Origin of the sequence: Kitasatospora sp. NBC_01300 (genome assembly GCF_041435235.1) — a bacterium.
Classification (GTDB): Bacteria; Actinomycetota; Actinomycetes; order Streptomycetales; family Streptomycetaceae; genus Kitasatospora.
Map to the genome: position 1 here is coordinate 1,064,411 of NZ_CP108408.1, position 24,230 is coordinate 1,088,640.

Here is a 24,230-nt window from a genome sequence, read left to right on the forward strand (position 1 = left end):
GATGCATTGATGCGAGATCACCCTAGAGGCCAAAAATCAGCAGAAACGGTTCTCCCAATCCACTCTTTCAGGTGGTTTAAGCGGCAAAGCCGCGACTTCTGCCGGGAACCGTCACCCGCACCCGCCGCCCCACGCCCGTACTCAGTTCGCCGGGGCCGAGAAGGAGTACCCCTGGTCGATCAGCACCGGCAGGTACGCCTTCAGCGCCGCCACCGTCTGTGACCGGTCGCCGCCGCCGTCGTGATTGAGCACGATCGACCCGGGCCGGACGTTCTTGAGGATCCGCTCGGTGATCACCGCGGTCCCGGGCGTGGCCCAGTCCTCCGGGTCCACCGTCCAGCCCATCGGCCGCATCCCGAGCTCGGTGGTCACCCTGATCGCGACCGGCGACCAGTCCCCGCCGGGCGCGCGGAACCAGGACGGCTGGCGCCCGGTGGTCCGGTACAGCAGCTCGGAGGTGCGCTCCAGCTCGTCCCGCACCGCCTCGTCGGACATGTGCCGCAGGTCGGGGTGGGTCCAGGTGTGGTTGCCGATGTGGTGGCCGTGGTCCGCGATCTCCCGGACCAGCCCGGTGTTCTCGACGGCGCACTCGCCGACCAGGAAGAAGGTCGCCCGGATCCCGTACTGCTGGAGCAGCGCCAGGACGGTCGGCGTGTACCGGGGATCCGGCCCGTCGTCGATGGTGAGCCCCACCACCCGTTGGCTCGGGTCGAGTTCGTTGACCGGCTTGGCCTCCTCCTCCGTGAGCCGCCGGCGGGCGGGCATCGGCTGGTCGGCGGGCGGCGGCACAGCCGCGGGGGCGGGCGGGGGCGCCGCAGAGGGGGCGGCGGCCTGAGCCGCCTCCGGCCCGGCGGACGACCCTGCGGCCTCCGGCGCGGCACCCGGCGGCCGCGCCGTGGCACCCGCCCCGGCGTCGTCCGCGTCGCTCCAGGGGCTGCCGCAGCCGGCCGCCCCGAGCAGGGACATCCCGGCCGCGACCAGCAGCAGTCGCCGCGAGGGCTTTTGTGAGGAAATCTGATGATCTGACAACATTCCGAATGCATCCCCCGTGTGCCGCCGCCGCTCCCCGATGGCGCCTCAGACGGGCCCGATCACCACTCCGACGGCGCAAGCACACCCCGCCCTCCCCCGGCTCCCCCAGCACTTCCCCGACCGGACGCCCGGCCTCCCCTCCGGACCGCTACGCTGTGCCTTCCCCAGTGTGATGATCTGCCATCAGAGGACGTGGCCATGACGACAAGTCAGGACATCCCGGACCAGGACCGGCCCGACGACGACCCCGCCGAGCTGAGCCAGTGGGAACGGTTCGGCGTCGACACCACCGCCCCCCACTCGGCGCGCGTGTACGACTACTGGCTGGGCGGCAAGACCAACTTCCCGCCGGACCGCGCCATGGGGCAGGCCATCGAGGAGGCCGTGCCGAGCGTCAAGGAGATGGCCAAGGCGAACCGCGCCTTCCAGGGCCGGGCCGTCCGCCACCTCGCCCGGGAACACGGCATCCGCCAGTTCCTCGACCTCGGCACCGGCATCCCCACCTCGCCCAACACCCACGAGATCGCCGAGGCGGTCAGCCCCGGCACCCGGGTGGTCTACGTCGACAACGACCCGATCGTGCTCGCCCACGCCCGCGCCCTGATGGTGTCCAGCCCGGCCAGCCGGACCACCTACATCCACGCCGACCTGCGCAAGCCCGAGGAACTGTTCACCGACCCGGCGCTCACCGCCACGCTGGACCTCACCCAGCCGGTCGGCCTGCTGATGATCGCCGTGCTGATGCTCATCGCCGACGAGGACGACCCGTGGGGCCGGGTCGCCGCCCTGCGCGACGCCCTGCCCGCCGGCAGCTGCATCGCCCTCACCACCCCCACCCAGGACTTCGACCCGGAGGCGGTCGGCAAGGTCACCGAGGCCGCCCGGGCCGGCGGCATGACCCTCGTGCCGCGCACCCACGACGACGTCCTGCGCTTCTTCGACGGCTGGGACCTGGTCGAGCCGGGCCTCTCCCCCGTCCTCGCCTGGCGCCCGGACGGCGAGCCGCCGGCCGACCCGAAGGCCGCGTACTACTGGGGCGGCGTCGCCGTCAAGCGCTGAACCCGCGCCGGGCCCGCCCCCACCGCAGCCCCGCAGGAACGGGCGGGCCCTACCGGGCCCGCCCCGCCCGCGCCCTCACTTCAGCAGCCGCGACAGCCGCCGGTCCGCCAGCGGCTTCCCCCCGGTCTGGCAGGTCGGGCAGTACTGCAGCGAGGAGTCCGCGAAGGACACCTCGCGCACGGTGTCCCCGCAGACCGGGCAGGGCAGGCCGGTCCGGCCGTGCACCCGCAGCCCCAGCTTCTTCTCCGCCTTCAGCTCCCCCGCCGCCAGCCCCCGCGAGCGCTCCACCGCGTCGCGCAGCGTGGCGCCGAGCGCCTCGTAGAGCCGCGCCGTCTCCTCCTCCGTCAGGCTGGACGCGAGCTTGTACGGGGACATCCGGGCCGCGTGCAGCACCTCGTCCGAGTAGGCGTTGCCCACCCCGGCCAGCACGCCCTGGTCGCGCAGCACGCCCTTGAGCCGGCGCCGGTCGCCGCTCAGCAGGGCGGCGAAGTCCGCCAGGGTGAACGTCGGGTCCAGCGGGTCGGGGCCGAGCCGGGCCACCCCGGGCACCTCGGCCGGGTCCTTCACCACGTAGACCGCGAGGCCCTTCTTCGTCCCCGCCTCGGTCAGGTCGAAGCCGTCGCCGGCCTCCCCGGCCAGGCGCAGCCGCAGCGCCAGCGGGTTCCTCGGGCTCGGGCGCGGCGGTTCGGCGGGCAGGCCGTCCTTCCAGCGCAGCCAGCCGGCCCGGGCCAGGTGGACCACCAGGTGCAGCCCGCCGGCCTCGATGTCCAGGAACTTGCCGCGCCGGGTCACCGGGCCGACGGTCCGCCCCTCCAGTGCGGTGACCGGCGGGTCGTACGTCTTCAGCGCGCTGATCGCGACCGGCTGCACCCGGGCGATGACGCGCCCGGTCAGCCGCTCGGACAGGAAGTCGCTCAGCGCCTCGACCTCGGGCAGCTCCGGCATGCGCCCAGTCTCCCGCAGCCCCGCGACGCCCGCCCGCCCGGGAGCGCGCCTTTGCCCGGCTCCCGCGCGGGGCGCAGGCTGGAACTGCGCGCCGTATCCAGCGCCCCCCTGCGCCCCCGCCACGGAGCACCGTGATGAGCATCCTTGAGGAACAGATCGACCTCGCCGTCCCCGTCCTCGCCGCCTGGGAGCAACTGCACCGGGTGCACGAGTACCCGCAGTTCCTCGACGGCGTCCGCAGCGCCCACCCGCACGGGCGGAACCTGGCGCACCTCGGGTTGGAGGTCGACGGCGCCGAGCGGGCGGTAGACACCGAGATCACCGACCGCGGCCGGGGCCGGGTGATGTCCTGGCGGACGCTCGACGAACCGCGGCTGCACGGCGCGTTCGCGCTGCTGCCGCTGGACGCCCGGCACACCCGGCTGCAGATCCGGGTGGAGTACGACCCGGAGGCGATGCACGAGGCGTTCGGCGGGCCGCGCGGCTTCGCCCTGGCCGGGGCGATCGAGCGGACCGTACGGGGAGATCTGGAGCACTTCCGGGATCTGGTCGAGGAGCGGGTCGGCGCGACGGTCGGACGCGGGTGAGCACGGCCGGCCGGCCCCGGTGAGCGCGGCGGGCAGCCCCGGTGAGCACGGCGGCCCGACCCGCGTAAGGGTCGCATAAGCCCAGCTCAGCGCCGGTGGTGAGGCTCTTCACAGCGGACCACCGGCCCGACCGTTTCGCTTTCAACCTGTGGCAGACTCGGATGCCATGGACATCGGCCCGGTCACCAGGACGCTCCGCGCGGCGGTCTTCGCCGCGCTGGTCGTGCTGCTCGCCGGGCTCGGCCAGGTGCTGGTCACCGGCCGCGCGCTGCCGGCCGGCCCGATGGCCCTGGCCTGCGTCGCCGTGTTCGCGGTGGCGTACGCGCTGGCCGGCCGCGAGCGCGGCTACCCGGCGGTCGCGGCGGTGTTCCTGCCGCTGGAGCTGGGCGTCAGCGCGCTGTTCGACTTCGCCCAGACCACCTGCCCGTCCCTGCCGCCCGGCTCCGCGCGCGGCTTCCAGCCGCTGCTGTGCGGCGGCGGTTCGCTGGGCGGGTTCCTGCTCGGCCACGGCGTCTCCCAGCAGATCGGCGTCCTGCTGCTCCTGCTGCTGCACGGCGCGATCGCGCTGGCCGGCGCGTTCTGGCTGCGCCGCGCGGACGCCGCGCTGGCCGGCCTCGCCCGCACCGTCCGGATGCTGGGCGACTTCCTGCACCGGCACCTGCCGGCCGCCGCCCGCTGGCTGCGGCTGCTCGCCGCGCCCGTCCCGGCCCGTCCGGTGGCGCGGGTGCCGTTCCCCCGGGCCAGCCGGACCCTCGTCCCGGCCGAGGACGTCGTCGTCCGCCCGACCGTCCGGCGCGGTCCGCCGGCGCTCGCCCTGGCCTGCTGACAGGCGCGCGCCGCTCGGCGCCGCTCCCGGCCGGTCCTCTCGCCGCGCGCCCCGCGCGCCCGCACCCCCGCACGCCCGAGAGCACAGGACGACACCTCATGAGCAACACCCGCAAGGCCGCCGCCAAGACCAGCGCCACCGACCGCATGCGCGCCGCCCGCGCCCAGGCCGAACGCTCCGACCGGATCCGCCGCCGGATCGTGGTCGGCGGCGCCTCCGCCGCCGTGCTCGCCCTCGTGGCGGGCGTGGCCTTCGCCGTCGGCGGCTCCTCCGGCTCCGGTTCCGCCGACGCGGCCGCGAGCGGCCCGCTGGTCGTCCCCGCCAACACGGGCGGCCAGGACGGCACCGTGATCACCTACGGCAAGGCCGACGCCCCGCACACCCTGGAGATCTACGAGGACTTCCGCTGCCCGTTCTGCGAGCAGTTGGAGACCACCACCGGCAAGGCCATCCAGCAGCTCGCCGACGACGGCACGTACAAGATCGAGTACCACCTGGCGACGTTCCTGGACAAGAACCTCGGCGGCAAGGGCTCGCGCACCGCGCTGGCCGCCGCCGGTGCCGCGCTCAACGAGGGCGTGGACAAGTTCAAGCAGTTCCACGACGTGCTCTACGCCAACCAGCCCGACGAGCGCACCGACGGCTTCGGCGACGTCAACCACCTCCTCGACCTGGCCGGCCAGGTGCCCGGGCTGAAGACCGACGGCTTCGTCAAGGCCGTCCAGGACGGCACCTACGCGCCGTGGGCGGCCAAGGTCAACGAGGAGTTCAACAAGAGCGACGTCACCGGCACCCCGACCGTCAAGCTGGACGGCAGGAAGCTGGACGTCCTCACCGGCGGCAAGGCCGCCACGCCCGAGCAGTTCACCGCGATGGTCAAGCAGGTGACCGGATGACGGCCGCCGCCCCCGCCGCGCGGACGTACGGCCCGAGCCGCCCGTTCGCCTGGCTGCTGCTGATCGGCGGCGCGGTCGGCCTGTTCGCCTCCTCGGTCCTCACCCTGGACAAGATCCGGCTGCTGAAGGACCCGTCGTACGTCCCCTCCTGCAACATCAACCCGATCATCAGCTGCGGCTCGATCATGCGCAGCGACCAGGCGGAGGCCTTCGGCTTCCCCAACTCGCTGCTCGGCCTGGTCGGCTTCGGGGTCGTCATCGCGATCGGCGCCGGGCTGCTCGCCGGGGCGGCGTACCGGCGCTGGTTCTGGCTCGGCCTCCAGGCCGGGACGGTCTTCGGCATCGGCTTCGTGACCTGGCTGATGTACCAGGCGCTCTACCGGATCGGCGCGCTCTGCCCGTACTGCATGGTGGTCTGGGCCTCGATGATCCCGCTGTTCTGGTACACCACCCTGCACAACCTGCGCTCCGGGATCATCCCCACCGGCCGCGCCCTGCGCCCGGTCGTCCGCGAGGCGGCGCGCTACCACTGGGTCGTCCCCGCGCTCTGGTACGCGGTGATCGCCCTGCTGGTCCTCAACCGGTTCTGGTACTACTGGAGCACCCTGCTCTGACCCCGTTCGGCCGACCTCGTCCGCCCGGCCCCGGGCCCTACCGCTCCGGGGCCGGGCGACCAGCCCGTCAGACGCCGCTCAGAACCGGAACTCCTCGACCTCGGCCAGCAGTTCGGCCCGGCGCTCGTCGTCGATGAAGGAGGCCCGGAAGGAGTTGGCGGCGAGCCGGCGCAGCGTCTCCTCGTCGAGCGCGAGGGCCTGCTGCACGGCCCGGAAGTTGTCGTCGACGTAACCGCCGAAGTACGCCGGGTCGTCGGAGTTGACGGTGACCAGCAGGCCGGCCTCCAGCATCTCGCGCAGCGGGTGGTCGGCGAGGGTGTCGATGCACCGCAGGCGGACGTTGGAGAGCGGGCAGAGCGTCAGCGGGACCTGCTCGCGGACCAGCCGCGCGACCAGCTCGCCGTCCTCCAGGCAGCGCAGGCCGTGGTCGATCCGCTCGACGCCGAGCACGTCCAGCGCCTCGGTGATGTAGGACGCCGGGCCCTCCTCGCCCGCATGCGCGACGCGGCGCAGCCCGGCCTCGGCGGCCCGTCGGTAGACCTCGCGGAACTTGGCCGGCGGGTGGCCGACCTCGGCCGAGTCGAGGCCGATGCCCGCGATCCGGTCGAAGTACGGGCGGGCGGCCTCGAAGGTCTCCAGCGCGGATTCGGCGGACTCGTCCCGCAGGAAGCACATGATCAGCCGGGTGCTGATCCCGTGCCGCTCCTCGCTGCGCGCCAGCGCCCGGGTCAGGCCGTCGACCACCACGCCGAGCGGCACGCCGCGCGCGGTGTGCGCCTGCGGGTCGAAGAAGATCTCCGCGTGCCGCACCCCCGCCTCGGCCGCCCGGGTGAGGTAGGCGTCGGCGAGGTCGGCGAAGTCCTCCTCGGTGCGCAGCACGGCCATCAGCGCGTAGTACAGGTCCAGGAAGGACTGCAGGTCGCTGAAGGAGTACGCCTTCCGCAGCGCCTCGGTGTCGGCGTAGGGCAGCGTGACGGCGTTGCGGGCGGCGAGGGCGAAGGCGAGTTCGGGCTCCAGGGTGCCTTCGATGTGCAGGTGGAGTTCGGCCTTGGGGAGCGGCATGGGGGATCTGTCCGAGCTGTAGGGGGCGGGAGCGAAGAGTCCAGAAGCATTCATCCTACGATCCGTTCGATCACGACCGGCCTGACGGGCGCGCCCCCGGCCACCCGAACTGGTGCACCGGCCGGGGGCAGCGGGCACCCTGGAGGAGGGGGCTTCCGCCGAGGAGGTACCAGATGCGGCACGTCGAGGATCCGCACATCCGGCCTGCGGGCGTCTCCCCGCACGCCCTGGGCAACGACACGCTCCTGCACGAGCTGGAACAGCTGCACCGCACGCGCCACGAGACCTTCCTGTACGGCTCGGAGGAGGCCCTCAAGCGGCACACCCTGCGCACCGGGCAGCTGGAGGCCGAGTACCTGCACCGCTTTCCCAGCCGGCTGGTGACGGCCGGGCGGACCAGGGCCGGCGCCCGGGCCCGCGAGGCGGCGGCCAGGGTCGAGTCGCTGCCCGAGTAGACGTGCCCGCGCCACCACCGCCCGGCGGGACACGCCGGGCGGTGGTGGCGTGCCCCCGGGCCGGCCGTCGGGGAGGGTGAGAGGCGCAGACGCACCGGACCCCGACCCCCCTGGGAGCCCCGCATGCCCATCGCCAGCGTCAACCCCGCGACCGGCGAGATCCTGGAGACCTTCGAACCGCTCGACGCGGCCGGCATCGAGCAGCGGCTGGCCCGCGCCGAGGCCGCGTTCCACGGCTACCGCACCACCCCCTTCGCCGCCCGCGCCGACCTGCTGCGCCGGGCCGCCGACCTGCTGGACCAGGACCGGGAGGCGATCGCCCGCACGATGACCGAGGAGATGGGCAAGCCGCTCGCCGCCTCCCGGGCCGAGGCCGCCAAGTGCGCCACGGCGATGCGCTGGTACGCCGACCGCGCCGAGGAACTGCTCGCCGACGAGCACCCGGCCCCGGCCGACGTCGCCGACTCCGGCGCCGCCCGCGCCTACGTCCGCTACCGCCCGCTCGGGGCGGTGCTGGCCGTGATGCCGTGGAACTTCCCGTTCTGGCAGGTGGTCCGGTTCGCCGCGCCGGCCCTGATGGCGGGCAACGTCGGCCTGCTCAAGCACGCCTCCAACGTGCCCCGGACGGCGCTGGCGCTGGAGGAGCTGTTCCGGCGGGCCGGCTTCCCGGAGGGCTGCTTCCAGACCCTGCTGATCGGCTCGGGCGCGGTCGAGGGCGTGATCCGGGACCGCCGGGTGGCCGCGGTGACGCTCACCGGCAGCGAGCCCGCCGGGCGGGCGGTCGCCGCCACCGCCGCCGACGAGGTGAAGAAGGCCGTCCTGGAACTGGGCGGCAGCGACCCCTTCGTGGTGCTGCCCAGCGCCGACCTGGACGCGGCGGTGCGCACCGCCGTCCGGGCCCGGGCGCAGAACAACGGGCAGTCCTGCATCGCCGCCAAGCGCTTCATCGTGCACACCGACGTGTACGACCGCTTCACCGCCGGCTTCACCGAGGCGATGCGGGCGCTGCGCGTCGGCGACCCGATGGACGAGGCGACCGACGTCGGTCCGCTGGCCAGCCGCCAGGGCCGGGACGACCTGGAGGAGCTGGTCGAGGACGCCCGCACCCACGGCGCCCGGGTCGAGTGCGGCGGCGGGCGCCCGGAGGGCTGGGACACCGGCTACTTCTACGAGCCGACGGTGCTGACCGGCATCACCCCGGCCATGCGGATCCACCAGGAGGAGACCTTCGGCCCGGTCGCCACGGTCTACCGGGTCGCCGACCTGGACGAGGCGGTGGCGCACGCCAACGACACGCCGTTCGGGCTCAGTTCCAACGTCTGGACCCGGGACGAGGGCGAGCAGGAGCGCTTCGTCCGCGACATCCAGGCCGGCGGGGTGTTCTTCAACGGGATGACCGCCTCGCACCCGGCGCTGCCGTTCGGCGGCGTCAAGCGCTCCGGGTTCGGCCGGGAGCTGTCCGGGCACGGGATCCGGGAGTTCTGCAACATCACCACGGTGTGGATCGGCTGAGCACCCCCGGACCGCCGGGCAGGAGCCGGACGCGAACCGGACGCGAGCCGGACGCGGACGCGGCCGGGTCAGGACGCCACGCGGTGCCTGCCCCGGCCGGGCGTCATCCAGCGGGCGATCACGCCGACCAGGGCGAGGACGGTCGCCCCCCAGACGATGGCCATCAGCACCAGCATCGGCAGCCAGCTCACCTGGGCGCCGACCATGGCCAGGCCGAGCGAGAGCGCGACCATGAACACCACGGCGGTCGGGTTGAGGCTGAGCAGCCAGTGCCAGGCCCGCTGCACCGGGCTCCGGTGCGGCGGCGGGGCCTCGGGGTCGGGGTCGGTGTCGAGTTCCTTGTACGTCAGCAGGTCCATCGGGATCGCCTCCGGTTCTCGGGGGGCTGCCGGATCCGCGGGGCTCAGGAGGCCTTGCGCGGAGCCGTGGACTTTCCGGTCGCGGTCTTTCCGGTCGCGGTCTTTCCCGCCGCGGCCTTCGCGGTCGTGGCCTTCGCGGTCGTGGTCTTCTTCGCCGGGGCCGTGCTCTTCGCCGGAGCGGCCTTCCCGACGGCGGGCTTCTTCGCCGGGGCGCGCTTGCGGGGCGCGGGCTGTGCCTCCGCCGGTCGGTCCCCGTCGGGCCCGGCGGTGTGCCCCCGTCCGCCCTTGGCCCGCTTGAGGCTGCTGCGCAGCGCCTCCATCAGGTCGATCACGTTGTCGGGCGCCTCGCCCGGCTCCTCCTCGTGCGGGAGCTCGACGCCCTCCAACCGGGCCGTGATCACCTGCTGGAGCGCCTGCTGGTAGTCGTCGTGCAACTGGGCGAGGTCGAAGTCCTCGGAGAGGGTGTCCATCAGCGAGCGCGCCATCTTGAGCTCCTGCGGCCGGACGGTGACGTCCTCCTCGGGCGCGATGCCGGCCGCGGGGCGGACCTCGTCGGGCCAGATGCAGGTCTGCAGCACCAGTGTGCCGTCGTGCACCCGCAGCACCGCCGGGGATTCCCGGGTGCGCAGCGCGATCTTGGTGACGGCGATCTGCCCGGACGCGGTGAGCGCGTCGCGCAGCAGGGCGTACGGCTTGGCGGCGGCCTGGTCGGCGACGCCCACGTAGTAGGCCTTGGAGAACATCAGCGGGTCGATCTCGTCGGCGTCCACGAACGCCAGCACGTCGATGATCTTCTTGCTGGGCAGCGGCAGGTCGGCGAGGTCCTCGTCGGTGAGCGTGACGGTCCGGCCGTCGGGGGACTCGTAGCCCTTGGCGATCTCCGCGTACGGGACTTCCTTCTCCTCCCGCTCGCAGTACCGCTTCATCCGCACCCGTCCGCCGTCCTTGGCGTGCACCTGGTGCAGCGGGACGTCGTGCTCCTGGGTGGCCGAGTAGAGGTGGACGGGGATGCTGACCAGCCCGAAGCTGATCGTCCCCTTCCAGGTGGTCTGCATGGGGGTCGCTCCTTCCCGGAGTTTCCCGTTGCCGGAGTTTCCCGTCGCCGGCGTTGCCGCCCGGCCCGGCGTCCCCGCGCCGAGGACGCGCCCAGCACGTGCCCAGGACGTGCCGAGACTCCCACTGTGCCCGGGTTTGCCCCGATCGGCCACACCGGGCCGACAATGAGCCGAGGAGGTCGATGCCGATGACCGTCCGGAGCCGTGGGCAGGGCGCACCGCCGCCGGAGCGGACCGTGTACCGGGTGGTGTACGCGGTGCGGGGCGAGGCCGGCGTCCGGCGCGCGGAGGTCGAGGTGGTACCCGGATACTCGCAGGAGGACGACATCCCCCGGATCCTGGCGGCGCGGCTGACCGGCCGACCCGCGGACGCGGCGCGGATCACCGTGCTGGAACTGCGCGGGCCGTGAGCCGCGGCGGGGCTCGAACCGGGCCCTCAAGGGCCTTCAACTCATTGGCGGTGCGTCAGATTTGAGCTTTTCGCACCACTATTCCACCCACTCTGACCTGGCTTTTTGTGTCCGGTTACCGAACATTTACGGATGCTCTGTTCCGATACCCGGCCGTAGAAGTTAGGTTGCACCGCAATGCGCGGGTCCGTCCCCCACCCTCCGGCGCAACGAGCCGAGGGTCGCGCCGCGCGCGGGAAAGGCACAGGGCTCATCTGATGAGTGCGGACACCACCAGGCCTGCGGCAGCCGCCCAGGTCCCCCAGCAGGCCGGGCCGCCCGGGCACGGCGGCGAAGGCCATCTGAAGGCGGGGCTCAAGAACCGCCACCTGTCGATGATCGCCATCGGCGGGGTGATCGGCGCCGGCCTGTTCGTCGGCTCCGGCGCGGGCATCGCCTCCACCGGGCCGGGCATCCTGCTCTCCTACACGCTGGCCGGTGTGCTGGTCGTGCTGGTGATGCGGATGCTCGGCGAGATGGCGGCGGCCGACCCGCAGAGCGGTTCGTTCTCGGCGTACGCGGACCGCGCGCTCGGCCGCTGGGCCGGGTTCACCATCGGCTGGCTGTACTGGTTCTTCTGGGTCGTGGTGCTCGCGGTGGAGGCGACCGCCGGCGCGAAGATCCTCAACGCCTGGATGCCCGGCGTGCCGCAGTGGGCGTTCGCACTGCTCGTGATGGCGGTGCTGACCGCCACCAACCTGTTCTCGGTCGCTTCCTACGGCGAGTTCGAGTTCTGGTTCGCCGGGATCAAGGTGGTGGCGATCGCCGCGTTCCTGGTGATCGCCACGCTCGCCGTCTTCGGCCTGCTGCCCGGCACCCACGCGGTCGGCACCAGCAATCTGACCGGCCACGGCGGCTTCCTGCCGCACGGCGTGGGGGCGGTGTTCACCGGCATGCTCACGGTGGTCTTCGCCTTCATGGGCAGCGAGATCGTCACCCTGGCCGCGGGCGAGTCGGAGGACCCGGAGCGCGCGGTCAGCAAGGCCACCAACAGCGTGATCTGGCGCATCGGGATCTTCTACCTGGGCTCGATCCTGCTCGTGGTCACCCTGCTGCCGTGGGACTCGGACGCCGTCAAGGGCAGCCCGTACGTGGCGGTGCTGGAGCACGTGGGCATCCCGGGCGCCGGCCAGGTGATGAACGTGATCGTACTGACGGCCGTGCTGTCCTGCCTCAACTCCGGGATGTACACGGCCTCCCGGATGGCCTTCTCGCTCGGCCAACGCGGGGACGCGCCCAAGGCCTTCGCGAGCGTGACCAAGCGGGGCGTGCCGCGGGTGGCCATCCTGTCCTCCGTGGTCTTCGGCTTCGTCGCGGTGTTCTTCAACTACACCTCGCCGGACACGGTGTTCGCGTTCCTGCTCAACTCCTCCGGCGCGGTTGCGCTGTTCGTCTGGCTGGTGATCTGCTTCTCCCAGCTGCGGATGCGCCGGATCATCGAGCGGGAGACTCCCGAGCGGCTGACCGTCCGCATGTGGCTGTACCCCTATCTGACCTGGACGGCCATCGGCATGATCGGGTTCGTGGTGGCGTACATGTTCACCGACGCCGACGGGCGCAAGCAGATGTACCTGTCGCTGGTCGCCGCGGCGATCGTGCTCGCGGCCTCGGCCGTGGTGGGCCGACGGCGGCGGGCCGCGGTGGCGGCGGAGTCCTGACCCGTCCGCGCCGCGCGACGGTGCCGGGCCCGGGAGCCGTTGCGGAGGCTCCCGGGCCCGGTGCCGTTCGAGGGATGCGAACCACAGTTTGACAATGGCACGTCAAAGGGGATACCTGGGCATGGCGCTCCCCCACGAGCGCTCCCCCACCCCCCGGGAGACCCCTTGCCACCCCTCCCCGCCCCCGCGTCCGCGCGCCTGCGCTTCGGCCACCGGCTGCGCCACTGGCGCGAGGCCCGCGGACTCAGCCAGGCCGAACTCGGCCGCCTGCTCGGCTACCACAACTCACTGATCAGCCGAGTGGAGAACGCCCGCCGCTGGCCACCCCCGGGACTCCCCGCCCGGGCCGACGAACTCCTGCTCACCGGAGGCGAGTTGGCCGCCCTCTGGCAGCCCGTCCGGCAGGAGCGGGAGCACCTCGGCGAACTCGCCGCCCCCACCCCGCCACCCCTCGGCGGAAGCGGCACGGGGCCCCCGGCGGGCCGCCCGGACGCCGCCACCTTCGCCGTACTCGGCCACCTGCTCGACGTCTACCGCGCGGCCGCCACCCACACCGGCGGCGAACAGCTCGCCACCGTCCTCGAACACCACGCCCGCACCCTGGCCGCCTGGCAGCACGCCGCCCCGCGCGAAACCGCCCCCGCCGTCCGCTCGCTCGCCGCCCGCTACGCCGAACTCGCGGGCTGGGCCCACTTCGAGGGGGACCGCCGCACCCGCGCGCTCGGCTGGTACGCGGCCGGGCTGGAGTGGGCCCGCGCCGCCGACGACCAGCCGACCGCGGCCGCCCTGCTCGCCCGGCAGAGCACCCTGCACTGGTGGAGCGGCGACCCGGCCACCGCCCTCGCCCTGGCCGAGGCCGCCCACGCCACCGCCCGCACCCTGCCCGGCCTGCGCGCCTGGGCCGCCCTCGCCCAGGCGCACGCCCACGCGCTGGCCGGCGCGGCGCCCGAGACGTGGCGGGCGCTGGCGGACGCCGAACGGCTGACCGAGGCCGCCCTGCGGGCCGGCGAGCCGGCGCCCGGGGCCGCCCGGGCCGCCCTGGTGCTGGGCGTCGCCCACGGCACCTGCCACCGGGACCTCGCCGTCCGCACCGGCCACACCGCCCACGCGCACGCGGCGGTGGCCCACCTGGGCGCCGCCCTGGGGCGCCTGGACCAGGCCGCCCACCCGCACGACCACGCGCTGGTCGCCGGCCGCCTCGCCGGGGCGTACGCCCGGGCCGGGCGCCACGAGGCCGCAGCCGCCGTCCTCTCCCGGCTGCCGCCGGACGCCACCGGCCGGATCGCCTACGAGCGGCGCCGGGCCCGGGCCTGGCTGGGCGGTTCGACGGCGCACCGGCCCCCGGCGGACGGCTGACCACTGACCACTGACGGCTGACGCGCCGGAGCGCCCGGTGGGGATCCCCCCTCGGGCGCTCCGGTTCTCCGCTTCTTCAGCTCTTCGGCTCTCCGGCCGTCGGCGTCAGAGCCCGGCCGCCGCCGCGGCGATGTCGGCCGCGTAGGTGCTGACCTTGGTGTAGACGCCCGGGTAGCCGGGACGGGCGCAGCCGTTGCCCCAGCTGACGATGCCGACCTGGACCCAGCGGCCGGCCGCGTCCCGGTGGACCATCGGCCCGCCGGAGTCGCCCTGGCAGGTGTCCACGCCGCCCTGGTCGACGTAGCCCGCGCAGAGCGAGGCCGCGCTGTTCAGGCCCGGGTAGGCGTTGGCGCAGGAGGCGTCGTCGACGAACGGCACGGTGGCCTTGAGCAGGTAGCGCTGCTGCGCGCCGCCCTCGGTCGCGGCGCCCCAGCCCATGATGGTGAAGGTGCCGCTGTCGTAGGCGGTGGAGTCGGTGGTCGGCAGCGTGCTCACCTGGCTGCCGCCGACCGGCGAGGCCAGCTTGATCAGCGCCCAGTCGTCGCCGCTCTCCGCCCCGGCGAAGCCGGGCGCCTGGTAGACATACGTCGAGCGGACCTTGACCGCGCTGCCGCTGCGCAGGTCGACCGCGCCGGCGGTCGCGGTGATGCTGGTGTCGGCGCCGGTGCCGTTGACGCAGTGGGCGGCGGTGAGCACGATCTGCGGGGTGTAGAGCGCGCCGCCGCAGCCCATCGAGAGCCGCACCACGAACGGGAACTCGCCCTGCGCCGCCCGCGTGCCGCCGACCACGCCCGGCGACGACGTCGAGGGGGCGGGCGAGGCGGCGGCGGGCAGCACGAGCGCGCCGGCGCCGAGCACCAGGCTGGCCAACAGCACGATGAATCTTCCGAATTGACGCTTCATCAGGCTCCTCCATCGACAGGTCGGGGAGCACCGAGGGTGGCCCCGCAGGCGTCGCGACAGGAGGGGCCCGGCCCTGCCGGTCGAAACTGGCAGGAACACGGCAATGCGGGGTTCCGGACGGGGAACCCCTAGGGTGATCGCCCATGCGAGATCTTGTGGCGGGGATGAAGTACCTGGTCGGGGGCCAGAAGTGGGTCGGCCGGCACGGCCGCTGGTGGGGCTTCGGCATGCTGCCCGCGCTGCTCACCCTGGCCGGGTACGCCGTCGCGCTCGTCTTCCTCGGCGGCTGGTCGAAGGACCTCGCCGGCTGGGCCACCCCCTTCGCCGACCACTGGAGCTCGCCCTGGCAGGGCCTGCTGCGCGACGCGCTCGCCGCGGTCGCCTTCGGCGGCGGCCTGCTGCTCTCGCTGCTCACCTTCACCGCCGTCACCCTGCTGGTCGGGCAGCCCTTCTACGAGGCACTGTCCGCGAAGGTCGACGAGACCGAGGGCGGTGCGCCCGCCCCGCCGGAGTCGCCGCTGTGGCGCGAACTGGTGATCGCGGCACGGGACAGCGCCTCCGTCCTGGTCCGGGTGGCCGCGTTCGGCGTGGTGCTGTTCGCCTGCGGCTTCATCCCGGTGATCGGGCAGACGGTGGTGCCGGCGCTGGGCTTCCTGGTGTCCGGCTTCTTCCTGACCGTCGAGCTCGTCGCCGTCGCCCTCCAGCGGCGCGGGGTGCCGCAGCGCGAGCGGATCCGGCTGCTGCGCTCCCGGCTCGGACTGGCGCTGGGCTTCGGCACACCGCTGATCCTGGCGTTCCTGGTTCCGCTGGTGACGGTGCTCGCCATGCCGGGGGCCGTCGCGGGCGCCACCCTGCTGGCCCGGGACCTGGCCCGCGACCTCGCCCTCGACCCGGTCCACGGCACGGCCCACGACGCGGCTCCGGCGGACGAGCAGGAGCAGGAGCCGGAATCGGCGGCGGAACCGACCTCCCCGCCCGCCACCGGAGGCTCGCACCCGACCTCCTGAAGCGGTGACCGGCCGGTCACCCTGCGCCGATCCCGACCGGCCGGATGTGTGAGGCCGCCCACACGGGCTCCGCCGTCTACGGTCCCCGATAGTGGATGGCTACGGCCGGGGCGCCGGCCGACCTCCCGGCACGGGCTCCCGCCCCGCGTCGGACCGCCCGGAACGCCTCGAAGGACGCAGGCCACCACACCTCGCGCCCGCCCATTCCGCTCGCGCCGCCAGCCTTCGACCTACAAATGTGCAAGTCGGACAAACTCTCCCAAAACCATCACCGCGTCCCGCCACGCCCACCCCGCGACTACTACCCGCCGTAGTGGCAACTGCCTTTGCCACCCGTCCCCGGCCCTGCCAAGAATGGCCCGTCGCCAGGCAGCGCAGCCGGCCCCGTCCGCCGCGCAGCCGACCCGCCCCGCCACTTCCGCCGGGGCACCACGGCCGTCCCGGACGGCCGCACGGGCCCCGCTCACCCGGGCGCCCGTGCGATGCCCCGCACCCGGTGCCACCGGCACGGCCCCCGACGGAAAAGGATTGTCCGCTTCATGCAGCTCAGCCATGCCCGCCGCAACTCCCTGATCACCGGCATCGCCACCCTCGTCGTCGCGAGCGCCGCCACCGCCGCCCTCGCCCTCCCGCAGGCCGGGAGCACCACCGAGGCCGCCGCCCCCGCGGCCGCCGTCACGGTGGAGGACAAGGCGGCCGCCGACCAGGCCCAGGCTGACACCGCTGCCGCTGCCGCTGCCGCCGCCGACCAGGCCGCGCAGGAAGCCCAGGCGCAGGCCCAGGCCGAGGCGGAGTCCGCCGCCCAGGCCCAGGCCGAGGCCGACGCGAAGGCCCAGGCGGACGCCAAGGCCAAGGCCGACGCGGACGCCGCCGCCTCCCGCTCCCAGGCGCGCCAGGACCTCACCAGCGCCCCGGCCCTCACCGGCAGCCCGCAGCAGATCGCCGCGCAGCTCGTCCCGGCCGGCCAGCTCCAGTGCTTCAGCAACATCGTGTCCCGCGAGAGCAGCTGGAACCACCTCGCCGTCAACGCCTCCTCCGGCGCGTACGGCCTGGTGCAGGCGCTGCCCGGCAGCAAGATGGCCTCGGCCGGCTCCGACTGGCGCACCAACCCGGCCACCCAGATCAAGTGGGGCCTGGACTACATGAACACCCGCTACGGCAGCCCCTGCGCCGCCTGGTCGTTCTGGCAGAACCACCACTGGTACTAGACCGAGACTGCCGAGCCTCGGCACACCCCGGGCCCGCGACGCACCACGCGTCGCGGGCCCGGGTGCGTTCCGGCTGTCGTGGACGCGTCCGGCAGGCCGCGTGAAGATATGGCGTACGGTCGTACGATTTGGCGGGGATTGCTCGGTATTACGCACCGTCAGGGCTTTGCCACGGTCAGCGCGTCCTCTTACGCTCCGGCGTCATGCCCTCACCCCTCATCAGCGTCGTGCTCCCCGCCTACGACCAGCACAAACAGCTCGCGGACTGCCTGGACTCGCTGCTCGCGCAGTCCTTCCGGGACGTCGAGGTGATCGTGGTCGCCGACCGCTCGCCCGACGCCGCGGGCGAGCTCGCCGACGCGTACGCGGCCCGGCACCCGCGGCTGTCGGTCCTGCACCTCAACGCGGCGGTCGGGGTCGGGGTGAGCCGGAACGCGGGGGTAGCGCGGGCGGCCGGCGAGTACCTGCTGTTCCTGGACGCCGACCACCAGCTGCCCCAGGACGCGCTGCAGACCCTCGCCGACCGGCTCGGGCAGACCGGCCCGGTGGACCTGCTGCTCTTCGGCCACTCCCGCCGGCACAACGACCGGGACTGGCCGGGCGGGGCGGAGGCGCTGCTCGCCGAGGCCGGCCCCGAGGTATTCGAACCCTTCGACCAGCCCGCGCTGTTCGGCGCGCCGCCGCTGGTCTGGGACCGGCTGATCCGCCGCGGCCACTGGGAGGAGCTGCGGCTGGCCTTCCCCGATGGCCGGTACGAGGAGATCCCGGTGGTGCACGCGGCGCTGCTCGGCGCCCGCCGGGTCGCCGTGCTGGCGCGCGAGTGCGTGCAGCTGCGCCGCCGGGAGACCGTCCACCCCACCGGCTCCCCGGGCAGCGGTGTGTTCGACCTCTTCGACCAGTACGAGCGCAGCTTCGCGCTGCTGGAGGACCAGCCGCACCTATACGCGGTGCGGGACGCGCTGTTCGTCCGGATGATCCGGCACTACCTGTTCGTCTTCGACCTGGCCGGGTGCGTCACCCGCGCCGAGCGGCCGCAGTTCTTCCACCGGGCCGCCGAGCACCACCGGCGCTTCCAGCCGCCCGGCCACCGGCGCCCGGGCGGCCGCGAGGGGATCAAGTTCTCGCTGCTGGCCGGCGGCGCCTACCCCGCGTTCGAGATGGCCAAGCTCTCCCACATCGCCCGCGGCACGCTCACCGGGCGGCGGTGACCGGACTCCGGACGTGCGCGGCCCCGCCTCCGCAGGCGGCGGGGCCGAGGTCCGGTCCGGCCGACACCCCATCGGCGGTACCCCGGTCGTGGCCGGTACCCCTGCGGGCGCGCGGCTGCCATGATCGGCCGGAGCCGTCGCCGCACCCGCCCGGAGGTCCCTGGTGAGTCGTCCGTCCGCAGCCCCCGGGGCCGAGCTGGCCCGCGAACTGGCCGCCGTGCTGCGCGGGGAGGTCCGCTTCGGCACCGCCGAGCGGACCGTCTACAGCCACGACGCGTCCAACTACCGGCAGCTGCCGCTCGGCGTGGTCAAACCCGCCGACCTCGACGACGTCCGCACCGCCCTCGCGCTCTGCCGCCGGTACGGCGTGCCGGTGGTGCCGCGCGGGGCGGGCACCAGCATCGGCGGGCAGGCGATCGGCCCGGGCGCGGTGGTGCTGGACTTCCGCCGCCACCTCGGCGCGGTCCTGGACATCGACCCGCAGGCCCGCACCGCCCGGGTCCAGCCGGGCACCGTGCTGGACGACCTCCAGCGCGCCGCCCGGCCGTACGGGCTGCGCTTCGGCCCCGACCCGTCCACGCACAGCCGCTGCACCCTCGGCGGCATGATCGGCAACGACTCCTGCGGCTCGCACTCGCTCGCCTGGGGGCGCACCTCGGACAACGTCGAGCAGCTGGAGCTGCTGCTCGCGGACGGCACCGAGCTGACCGTGGGCGGCCGGCTCACCGCGCAGGAGCGCGCCGCGCTCCGCACCCTGCCCGGGCGGCCCGGTGAACTCCACCGGCAGCTCCAGGAGTTCACCGACCGCAACCTCGCCACCATCCGCCAGGGCCTGCCCGCGCTGCCCCGCCGCACCTCCGGCTACCCGCTGGACGCCCTGCTGCCCGAGCACGGCCACGACCTGGCCCGCGCGCTCACCGGCACCGAGGGCAGCTGCGCGCTGCTGCTCGGCGCGACCGTCCGGCTGGTCGAGGAACCGCCCGCGCGCGCCCTGGTGGTGGCCGGCTACCCCGACGAGGGCGCCGCCGCCGACGCCGTCCCCGCGCTGCTGCCGCTCGGACCGCTCACCGCCGAGGGCATGTCCGCCGACCTGATCGCCGCACTGCTCGCCGCCGGCCCCCGCCCGCCCGCGCTGGACCGGCTGCCCGCGGGCGAGTGCTGGCTCTTCCTGGAGACCGGCGGCGCGACCCCGGTCGAGGCCTACCAGGCCGCCCGCCGGCTCGCCGACGCGGTGCGTCGCGAGCGCTCCGCCTCCGTCGCCCTCGTCACCGACCCGGCCGAGCAGCGCCAGCTCTGGGCCGTCCGGGAGGCCGGCGCCGGCATCGTCACCCGGCTGCCCGGCGGCGGCGAGGCCTGGCCCGGCTGGGAGGACTCCGCCGTCCCGCCCGAGCGCCTCGGCGACTACCTGCGGGACCTGCGCGCCCTGCTGCGCCGGCACAGCCTGCACGGCGTGCCGTACGGGCACTTCGGCGACGGCTGCGTGCACCTGCGGATCGACTTCCCGCTGGACGAGCCCGCCGGGGTGCTGGTCTTCCGGGAGTTCCTGGAGCAGGCCGCCGACCTGGTGGTCTCCTACGGCGGTTCGCTCTCCGGCGAGCACGGCGACGGGCAGGCCCGCGGCGAACTGCTGCCCCGGATGTACCCGCCCGACGTGATCGCCCTGTTCGGCGAGTTCAAACGGATCTGGGATCCCGAGCACCTGCTCAACCCGGGGGCCCTGGTCGACCCGCGCCCGCTCGACGCCGACCTGCGCTTCGTCACCGCCCCGCGCCGCCCGCTGCCGCTCGCCCTCCCGTACGAGCAGGACGGCGGCAGCCTGGCCAAGGCCGTGCACCGCTGCGTCGGCGTCGCCAAGTGCGTGGACCCGAACACCGGGGTGATGTGCCCCAGCTACATGGCCACCGGCGAGGAGCGGCACTCCACCCGGGGCCGGGCCCGGCTGCTGGCCGAGATGCTGCGCGGCATGGCCGCACCTCCCGGCAGCCAGGGCGGCGCGGCGATCGCCGACGGCTGGCGCTCGACGGAGGTCCGGGAGGCCCTGGACCTCTGCCTGAGCTGCAAGGGCTGCGCGAGCGACTGCCCGGTCCATGTCGACATGGCGACCTACAAGGCCGAGTTCCTGCACCAGCACTACCGGCACCGCCCGCGCCCGCTCGCCCACTACTCGATGGGCTGGCTCCCGCTCTGGCTGCGGGCCGCCGCCCTCGCCCCCGGCGCCGCCAACACCCTCGCCCGCTCCCCGGCCGCCGGGCTGCTCAAGCGGCTCGGCGGGATCGACCGGCGCCGGGTGCTGCCCGTCCTCCCGCCGGAGACCTTCACCCGCTGGTACCGCCGCCACCGCGCCGCGCACCCGGCCCCGGCGGGCGCACGGCCGGTACTGCTGTGGCCGGACACCTTCTCCGACCACCTCCAGCCGAACGTGCTGCGCTCCGCCGTCGAGGTGCTGGAGCACCTGGGCTTCGACGTACGGCTGCCCGCCGGCCCGGTCTGCTGCGGCCTGACGTGGTACTCCACCGGCCAACTCGGCACCGCCCGCCGGGTGTTGCGGCGCAGCCTGCGGACGCTGGCCGACGCCGGGCTGCCCGCCGACACCCCGGTGGTCGGGATGGACCCGAGCTGCACCGCCGCCCTGCGCGAGGACCTGCCCCGGCTGCTCGGCCCGGACGGCCGCCCGCTCGCCGAACGCACCCGCACCTTCGCCGAGTTCCTCGACCAGTACGCACCCGACGCCCCGCTCCCCCAGGTCCCGCTGGACGCCGTCACCCAGACCCACTGCCACCAGCACGCCGTCCTCGGCAGTGCCGCCGATCGCCGGGTCGAGGACCGACTCGGCCTGCACAACCGGGTGCTGGACTCCGGCTGCTGCGGCCTGGCCGGCAACTTCGGCTTCGAGCGGGGCCACTTCGAGGTGTCCGAGGCGATCGCCGAGCGCGTCCTGCTCCCCGAGGTCCGGGCCGCCGCCCCCGACACGGTGGTCCTGGCCGACGGCTTCAGCTGCCGCACCCAGATCGCCCAACTCGCCCAGGGCCGCCAGGCCCTGCACCTGGCGGAACTGATCGCCCGGGCGCTTCGGGAGCGCGCTTAGGGCGCGGCGTGCTCGCCGAGGAAGGCCCCGGCGCGGGCCGCGGCCTCCTCCTTCGTCGGGTAGCCGCGGTCGGCCGCGCCGCGCGCACCGTCGGCGCCGACGCCCGCCCAGCGCCAGCCGCCGGATTCCGCCTCCTGCTCCAACTCGGCGGTGCCACCGAACAGTTCGAGCCCGCCCTGCGCCGCCGCCGGGCGGGCCTCCGGCCACTTCTTCCGGGCGCCCTGCCGGGTGATGCCCCAGGCCGCACCCAGTTGCTCGTAGCTCGCGCCGTAGGAGCCCGCGGTCGCGGCAGCGATCGCGGTCAGCCGCTTGACCTCCGTGTCAAGCACCTTCCAGCTGGCGAGGACGGAGAGCGCGACCTCGGCCGGGTCCGCGTTCCACATCCGGTCCTCGGGCAGCCCGCTCGCACGCGAACGCACGGCCCTGGCAAGGGGGTTCAGGGCGTCACCGAGCGCCCTGGACAGTTCGGACCGCTCCTCGGGGGTGATCTCGATCGATGTCATACGACAACCATAGTTAACGAATCGTCACGCGACAACCAAGGTTACCGCCTGATCCGATCCGTACCGAGCGGCAGGTTCAAGTCCCGTCGCTCGGGCGCGAAGGGAAGGCCCGCGACGAGCACCCGACAGCCGACCGCCAGAGCCTCGCCGAGGAAGCCCACGCCGATCGACAGCTGGACCGGCCGGGCGTCCGGAGCGAGACCGAAGCGGCCGGCGAGGAAACCGAAGCCCGCCATCACCACGAGGGAGCCTGCGGCGACCAGGAAAGTCCGGCCGGTGTACCGCTGCCACGCCACGCCGTCGCGCTCGAACAGCGTGACGGTGGCGCCGCGCAGGACCCCGAGCCCGACGCCGAGCGCGGCACCGACCGCCGCGCACAGGTCGAGGAACTCCTCGCCGAGACCCTCCCCCTGGACGCCGGGCGCCGGGAGGAGTCCGCGCTCTGGCTGTCCTTCGTCACCGCCGCCCGCACCCGCCCCGAACTCCGCTCCCGCGCCGCCGAGGTGCAGGCCGGACTGGACGAGCTGATCCAACGCGTCCTGACGGAGGCCGAGCGCTCCGGCGCCCTGGCACCCGGCCTCGACCTCGCCGTCGAGACCCGCCGCCTCTCCGCCCTGCTCGACGGCCTCACCCTCCAGGCCGTCCAGCACCCGGACCTGGTCGGCCCGGGCGAACTGCGCGCCGTACTGCGCCGCCACCTCGACACCTTGGCCGGATGACGCCCTGACTGATTCGCCGCGCCCCTGAGCCGCCGCCGTCGACAGACCCCGCCGCCGTCAGGCCCCGGCCTTGGCCGCCTCCTCCGTGGGCGCCTCCTCCGCGCAGACCGCCGACACGAACTCCGCGAGCCGGGCCTGCGGCAGCCCGCGCGCGATGTCCGCCTCGCTGATCATCCCGACCAGCTTGTGCTCCGGGTGGTTGATCACCGGCAGCCGGCGCACCCGGTACTGCTCCATCACCCGCAGCACCTGCTCCGCGTCCTCGTCCGCCTCCACCGTCATCGGCCGGCCCAGGGCCAGTTCGCCCGCCATCACCCCGGCCGGGTCCCGGCCCTCGGCGACGCAGCGCAGCACGATGTCGCGGTCGGTCACGATGCCCAGCAGCTTGTCGTCCTCCCCGCAGATGGGCAGCGCGCCGACGTGTCGTTCCCGCATGATCCGGGCGGCGGCGGCGAGCGTCTCGTGCTCGCGGATGCACTCCGCGCCCGGGTGCATGATGTCGCTGGCTCTGGTCATGGTCCCGCCTCCTGGCCTGGCTTCCCGCCCCCTGTTCCATCCTGGTCCGGGCCCGCGGAGGCCGCCACCGGGCACCGGTCAGGCCGCCTGGTCCGGCTCCGCCCGCCCGCCCGGCGCGTCCGCCCCCGGCAGTGGCGACTGGTCCAACAATTCCTCCAGCGGCGGGAGTTCGTGCTGCGACCGGTCCTGCTCGACCTCCTCCTTCGCCGTCTCCTCGCGCTCCACGGCGGCCCGTTCGGCGGCCTTCGCCGCTGCCGCCGCGGCGTTCACCGCGGCCCGCTGCTGGTTGTCCGTCGCGCTGTCCAGGAAACGCAGCAGCTCCACCGGGAAGGGCAGCACCAGCGTCGAGTTCTTCTCCGCCGCCACCTCCACCACCGTCTGCAGCAGCCGTAGTTGGAGCGCCGCCGGGGTCGCGCTCATCACCGCCGCCGCCTCCGACAACCGGGCCGAGGCCTGGTACTCGCCGTCCGCCGTGATGATCCGCGCCCGCCGCTCCCGCTCGGCCTCCGCCTGCCGCGCGATCGAGCGCTTCATCGACTCCGGCAGCGCGACGTCCTTGATCTCCACCCGGTCGATCTGGATGCCCCAGCCCAGCGCCGGGCTGTCGATCATCAACTCCAGCCCCTGGTTGATCGGTTCGCGGTTGGCCAGCAGGTCGTCCAGCTCGCTCTTGCCGATGATCGAGCGCAGCGAGGTCTGCGCCACCTGGGAGATCGCGAACTGGTAGTCCTGCACGTTGACGGTCGCCCTCACCGGGTCCTCGACCCGGAAGTACACCACCGCGTCCACCCGGACGGTCACGTTGTCCCGGGTGATGCCCTCCTGCGCCGGGATCGGCATCGTCACGATCTGCACGTTCACCTTGCGCAGCTTGTCCGCGATCGGCAGCAGCGCCACCAGCCCGGGTTCGCGCACCTCCCTGCGCACCCGGCCGAAGCGGAACACCACTCCCTTCTGGAACTGCTGGACGACCCGCACGCTCAGGCCCGCCCAGATCGCCCCCAGCCCGACCAGCCCCCCGATGGCACCCAGCACCGCATCGACGATCATCGCGGCCTCCTTGCGGCCTCGGCGAGGCCTCCTCGCGCACCAGCCAGCCCCGGCCGTCGCCGACCCGGCCCAGCCGGGGGCCGCCGGAGCAGCTGATTCAACGCTACGCCTGCCCGGGCACGGCCGGCGCGAGCTCGGTACGGGGCCGAGGACGGACCGTAGGATC

General features: G+C 74.1%; 25 protein-coding genes. 15 read left to right on the forward strand and 10 right to left on the reverse strand.

Annotation, left to right across the window (positions count from 1 at the left end):
- Positions 1-141: 141 nt before the first annotated feature.
- Positions 142-1,032, reverse strand: coding sequence for a polysaccharide deacetylase family protein (locus OG556_RS04525; protein ID WP_371515974.1), 891 nt, complete (start codon positions 1,030-1,032; stop codon positions 142-144).
- Between the two features lie 198 nt (positions 1,033-1,230).
- On the opposite strand from OG556_RS04525, the gene OG556_RS04530 reads away from it, so the two are divergent.
- A complete protein-coding gene (locus OG556_RS04530; RefSeq protein WP_371515975.1) occupies positions 1,231-2,091 on the forward strand; it encodes an SAM-dependent methyltransferase in 861 nt (286 codons plus the stop codon).
- 75 nt (positions 2,092-2,166) lie between these two features.
- Here the strand turns inward: OG556_RS04530 and OG556_RS04535 are convergent, their stop codons facing one another.
- Positions 2,167-3,036: an Fpg/Nei family DNA glycosylase gene (locus OG556_RS04535; protein WP_371515976.1), complete on the reverse strand. Its 870-nt coding sequence runs from the start codon at positions 3,034-3,036 to the stop codon at positions 2,167-2,169.
- 134 nt (positions 3,037-3,170) lie between these two features.
- Here OG556_RS04535 and OG556_RS04540 point away from each other — a divergent pair, with 134 nt between their 5' ends.
- From OG556_RS04540 to OG556_RS04555, 4 genes are all read left to right on the forward strand, one after another.
- Entirely contained in the window at positions 3,171-3,623 is a 453-nt protein-coding gene (locus tag OG556_RS04540; RefSeq protein ID WP_371515977.1) for an SRPBCC family protein, read from the forward strand.
- 166 nt (positions 3,624-3,789) lie between these two features.
- On the forward strand, positions 3,790-4,449 hold the full coding sequence (locus tag OG556_RS04545; RefSeq protein ID WP_371515978.1) for a hypothetical protein: 660 nt from the start codon (positions 3,790-3,792) through the stop codon (positions 4,447-4,449).
- 98 nt (positions 4,450-4,547) lie between these two features.
- Positions 4,548-5,345 (forward strand): DsbA family protein, encoded by a 798-nt coding sequence (locus OG556_RS04550; protein WP_371515979.1) that lies wholly within the window; start codon positions 4,548-4,550, stop codon positions 5,343-5,345.
- Positions 5,342-5,959: a vitamin K epoxide reductase family protein gene (locus tag OG556_RS04555; RefSeq protein ID WP_371515980.1), complete on the forward strand. Its 618-nt coding sequence runs from the start codon at positions 5,342-5,344 to the stop codon at positions 5,957-5,959. The genes OG556_RS04550 and OG556_RS04555 overlap by 4 nt, the downstream gene beginning before the upstream one ends.
- A 78-nt stretch (positions 5,960-6,037) precedes the next feature.
- Here OG556_RS04555 and OG556_RS04560 read toward each other — a convergent pair whose 3' ends face one another.
- Positions 6,038-7,021, reverse strand: coding sequence for an adenosine deaminase (locus OG556_RS04560; RefSeq protein WP_363369635.1), 984 nt, complete (start codon positions 7,019-7,021; stop codon positions 6,038-6,040).
- Positions 7,022-7,194: 173 nt separating this feature from the next.
- Between OG556_RS04560 and OG556_RS04565 the strand changes: the two genes are divergently transcribed.
- Together OG556_RS04565 and OG556_RS04570 are read left to right on the forward strand one after the other, a co-directional pair.
- Positions 7,195-7,476: a DUF6158 family protein gene (locus tag OG556_RS04565; protein WP_350883625.1), complete on the forward strand. Its 282-nt coding sequence runs from the start codon at positions 7,195-7,197 to the stop codon at positions 7,474-7,476.
- Between the two features lie 123 nt (positions 7,477-7,599).
- Positions 7,600-8,988: an NADP-dependent succinic semialdehyde dehydrogenase gene (locus OG556_RS04570; protein ID WP_371515981.1), complete on the forward strand. Its 1,389-nt coding sequence runs from the start codon at positions 7,600-7,602 to the stop codon at positions 8,986-8,988.
- Between the two features lie 68 nt (positions 8,989-9,056).
- On the opposite strand, the gene OG556_RS04575 is transcribed toward OG556_RS04570, so the two are convergent.
- Both OG556_RS04575 and OG556_RS04580 read right to left on the reverse strand, forming a co-directional pair.
- Entirely contained in the window at positions 9,057-9,347 is a 291-nt protein-coding gene (locus tag OG556_RS04575) for a hypothetical protein (protein WP_371515983.1), read from the reverse strand.
- 44 nt (positions 9,348-9,391) lie between these two features.
- Positions 9,392-10,402 carry a Ku protein gene (locus tag OG556_RS04580; RefSeq protein WP_371515984.1) on the reverse strand — a complete coding sequence of 337 codons (1,011 nt, stop codon included), beginning with the start codon at positions 10,400-10,402 and terminating at the stop codon, positions 9,392-9,394.
- 188 nt (positions 10,403-10,590) lie between these two features.
- Here OG556_RS04580 and OG556_RS04585 point away from each other — a divergent pair, with 188 nt between their 5' ends.
- The 3 genes from OG556_RS04585 (at position 10,591) to OG556_RS04595 (ending at position 13,865) form a co-directional block, all read left to right on the forward strand.
- Entirely contained in the window at positions 10,591-10,812 is a 222-nt protein-coding gene (locus OG556_RS04585; protein ID WP_371515985.1) for a hypothetical protein, read from the forward strand.
- 257 nt (positions 10,813-11,069) lie between these two features.
- Complete coding sequence (locus tag OG556_RS04590; RefSeq protein WP_371515986.1) at positions 11,070-12,509, forward strand: amino acid permease; 1,440 nt, start codon at positions 11,070-11,072, stop codon at positions 12,507-12,509.
- Between the two features lie 165 nt (positions 12,510-12,674).
- The gene (locus tag OG556_RS04595; RefSeq protein WP_371515987.1) at positions 12,675-13,865 is read left to right on the forward strand and encodes a helix-turn-helix domain-containing protein; all 1,191 of its coding nucleotides are present in this window, start codon (positions 12,675-12,677) and stop codon (positions 13,863-13,865) included.
- Positions 13,866-13,970: 105 nt separating this feature from the next.
- On the opposite strand, the gene OG556_RS04600 is transcribed toward OG556_RS04595, so the two are convergent.
- Positions 13,971-14,768: a trypsin-like serine protease gene (locus OG556_RS04600; protein ID WP_371515988.1), complete on the reverse strand. Its 798-nt coding sequence runs from the start codon at positions 14,766-14,768 to the stop codon at positions 13,971-13,973.
- Positions 14,769-14,911: 143 nt separating this feature from the next.
- On the opposite strand from OG556_RS04600, the gene OG556_RS04605 reads away from it, so the two are divergent.
- The 4 genes from OG556_RS04605 to OG556_RS04620 all read left to right on the forward strand — a co-directional run bounded on the left by OG556_RS04605 (position 14,912) and on the right by OG556_RS04620 (position 21,276).
- Positions 14,912-15,775, forward strand: a complete 864-nt coding sequence (locus tag OG556_RS04605; RefSeq protein ID WP_371515989.1) for an EI24 domain-containing protein — start codon at positions 14,912-14,914, stop codon at positions 15,773-15,775.
- A 539-nt stretch (positions 15,776-16,314) separates the two neighbouring features.
- Positions 16,315-16,983, forward strand: coding sequence for a lytic transglycosylase domain-containing protein (locus OG556_RS04610; protein WP_371515990.1), 669 nt, complete (start codon positions 16,315-16,317; stop codon positions 16,981-16,983).
- 203 nt (positions 16,984-17,186) lie between these two features.
- Positions 17,187-18,191 (forward strand): glycosyltransferase family 2 protein, encoded by a 1,005-nt coding sequence (locus OG556_RS04615; protein ID WP_371515991.1) that lies wholly within the window; start codon positions 17,187-17,189, stop codon positions 18,189-18,191.
- Between the two features lie 163 nt (positions 18,192-18,354).
- The gene (locus OG556_RS04620; RefSeq protein ID WP_371515992.1) at positions 18,355-21,276 is read left to right on the forward strand and encodes an FAD-binding and (Fe-S)-binding domain-containing protein; all 2,922 of its coding nucleotides are present in this window, start codon (positions 18,355-18,357) and stop codon (positions 21,274-21,276) included.
- Here OG556_RS04620 and OG556_RS04625 read toward each other — a convergent pair.
- On the reverse strand, positions 21,273-21,779 hold the full coding sequence (locus tag OG556_RS04625; RefSeq protein WP_371515993.1) for a hypothetical protein: 507 nt from the start codon (positions 21,777-21,779) through the stop codon (positions 21,273-21,275). The two genes, OG556_RS04620 and OG556_RS04625, sit on opposite strands and share 4 nt — an antisense overlap.
- A gap of 41 nt (positions 21,780-21,820) precedes the next feature.
- Positions 21,821-22,288 carry a hypothetical protein gene (locus OG556_RS04630; RefSeq protein WP_371522564.1) on the reverse strand — a complete coding sequence of 156 codons (468 nt, stop codon included), beginning with the start codon at positions 22,286-22,288 and terminating at the stop codon, positions 21,821-21,823.
- Between OG556_RS04630 and OG556_RS04635 the strand changes: the two genes are divergently transcribed.
- A complete protein-coding gene (locus OG556_RS04635; RefSeq protein ID WP_371522566.1) occupies positions 22,190-22,498 on the forward strand; it encodes a TetR family transcriptional regulator C-terminal domain-containing protein in 309 nt (102 codons plus the stop codon). The genes OG556_RS04630 and OG556_RS04635 overlap by 99 nt on opposite strands.
- Positions 22,499-22,555: 57 nt before the next feature.
- On the opposite strand, the gene OG556_RS04640 is transcribed toward OG556_RS04635, so the two are convergent.
- Both OG556_RS04640 and OG556_RS04645 read right to left on the reverse strand, forming a co-directional pair.
- Complete coding sequence (locus tag OG556_RS04640) at positions 22,556-23,014, reverse strand: CBS domain-containing protein (protein WP_371515994.1); 459 nt, start codon at positions 23,012-23,014, stop codon at positions 22,556-22,558.
- 78 nt (positions 23,015-23,092) lie between these two features.
- A complete protein-coding gene (locus OG556_RS04645) occupies positions 23,093-24,064 on the reverse strand; it encodes an SPFH domain-containing protein (RefSeq protein WP_371515995.1) in 972 nt (323 codons plus the stop codon).
- Positions 24,065-24,230 lie beyond the last annotated feature (166 nt).

Coding starts and splice junctions, on each gene's coding strand:
- OG556_RS04535 (WP_371515976.1), bottom strand. CDS start 3,036: ATGCCGGAGCTGCCCGAGGTCGAGGCGCTGAGCGACTTCCTGTCCGAG.
- OG556_RS04625 (WP_371515993.1), bottom strand. CDS start 21,779: ATGACATCGATCGAGATCACCCCCGAGGAGCGGTCCGAACTGTCCAGG.
- OG556_RS04555 (WP_371515980.1), top strand. CDS start 5,342: ATGACGGCCGCCGCCCCCGCCGCGCGGACGTACGGCCCGAGCCGCCCG.
- OG556_RS04540 (WP_371515977.1), top strand. CDS start 3,171: ATGAGCATCCTTGAGGAACAGATCGACCTCGCCGTCCCCGTCCTCGCC.
- OG556_RS04585 (WP_371515985.1), top strand. CDS start 10,591: ATGACCGTCCGGAGCCGTGGGCAGGGCGCACCGCCGCCGGAGCGGACC.
- OG556_RS04580 (WP_371515984.1), bottom strand. CDS start 10,402: ATGCAGACCACCTGGAAGGGGACGATCAGCTTCGGGCTGGTCAGCATC.
- OG556_RS04570 (WP_371515981.1), top strand. CDS start 7,600: ATGCCCATCGCCAGCGTCAACCCCGCGACCGGCGAGATCCTGGAGACC.
- OG556_RS04530 (WP_371515975.1), top strand. CDS start 1,231: ATGACGACAAGTCAGGACATCCCGGACCAGGACCGGCCCGACGACGAC.
- OG556_RS04605 (WP_371515989.1), top strand. CDS start 14,912: ATGCGAGATCTTGTGGCGGGGATGAAGTACCTGGTCGGGGGCCAGAAG.
- OG556_RS04560 (WP_363369635.1), bottom strand. CDS start 7,021: ATGCCGCTCCCCAAGGCCGAACTCCACCTGCACATCGAAGGCACCCTG.
- OG556_RS04600 (WP_371515988.1), bottom strand. CDS start 14,768: ATGAAGCGTCAATTCGGAAGATTCATCGTGCTGTTGGCCAGCCTGGTG.
- OG556_RS04615 (WP_371515991.1), top strand. CDS start 17,187: ATGCCCTCACCCCTCATCAGCGTCGTGCTCCCCGCCTACGACCAGCAC.
- OG556_RS04565 (WP_350883625.1), top strand. CDS start 7,195: ATGCGGCACGTCGAGGATCCGCACATCCGGCCTGCGGGCGTCTCCCCG.
- OG556_RS04575 (WP_371515983.1), bottom strand. CDS start 9,347: ATGGACCTGCTGACGTACAAGGAACTCGACACCGACCCCGACCCCGAG.
- OG556_RS04550 (WP_371515979.1), top strand. CDS start 4,548: ATGAGCAACACCCGCAAGGCCGCCGCCAAGACCAGCGCCACCGACCGC.
- OG556_RS04590 (WP_371515986.1), top strand. CDS start 11,070: ATGAGTGCGGACACCACCAGGCCTGCGGCAGCCGCCCAGGTCCCCCAG.
- OG556_RS04545 (WP_371515978.1), top strand. CDS start 3,790: ATGGACATCGGCCCGGTCACCAGGACGCTCCGCGCGGCGGTCTTCGCC.
- OG556_RS04610 (WP_371515990.1), top strand. CDS start 16,315: ATGCAGCTCAGCCATGCCCGCCGCAACTCCCTGATCACCGGCATCGCC.
- OG556_RS04640 (WP_371515994.1), bottom strand. CDS start 23,014: ATGACCAGAGCCAGCGACATCATGCACCCGGGCGCGGAGTGCATCCGC.
- OG556_RS04645 (WP_371515995.1), bottom strand. CDS start 24,064: ATGATCGTCGATGCGGTGCTGGGTGCCATCGGGGGGCTGGTCGGGCTG.
- OG556_RS04525 (WP_371515974.1), bottom strand. CDS start 1,032: ATGTTGTCAGATCATCAGATTTCCTCACAAAAGCCCTCGCGGCGACTG.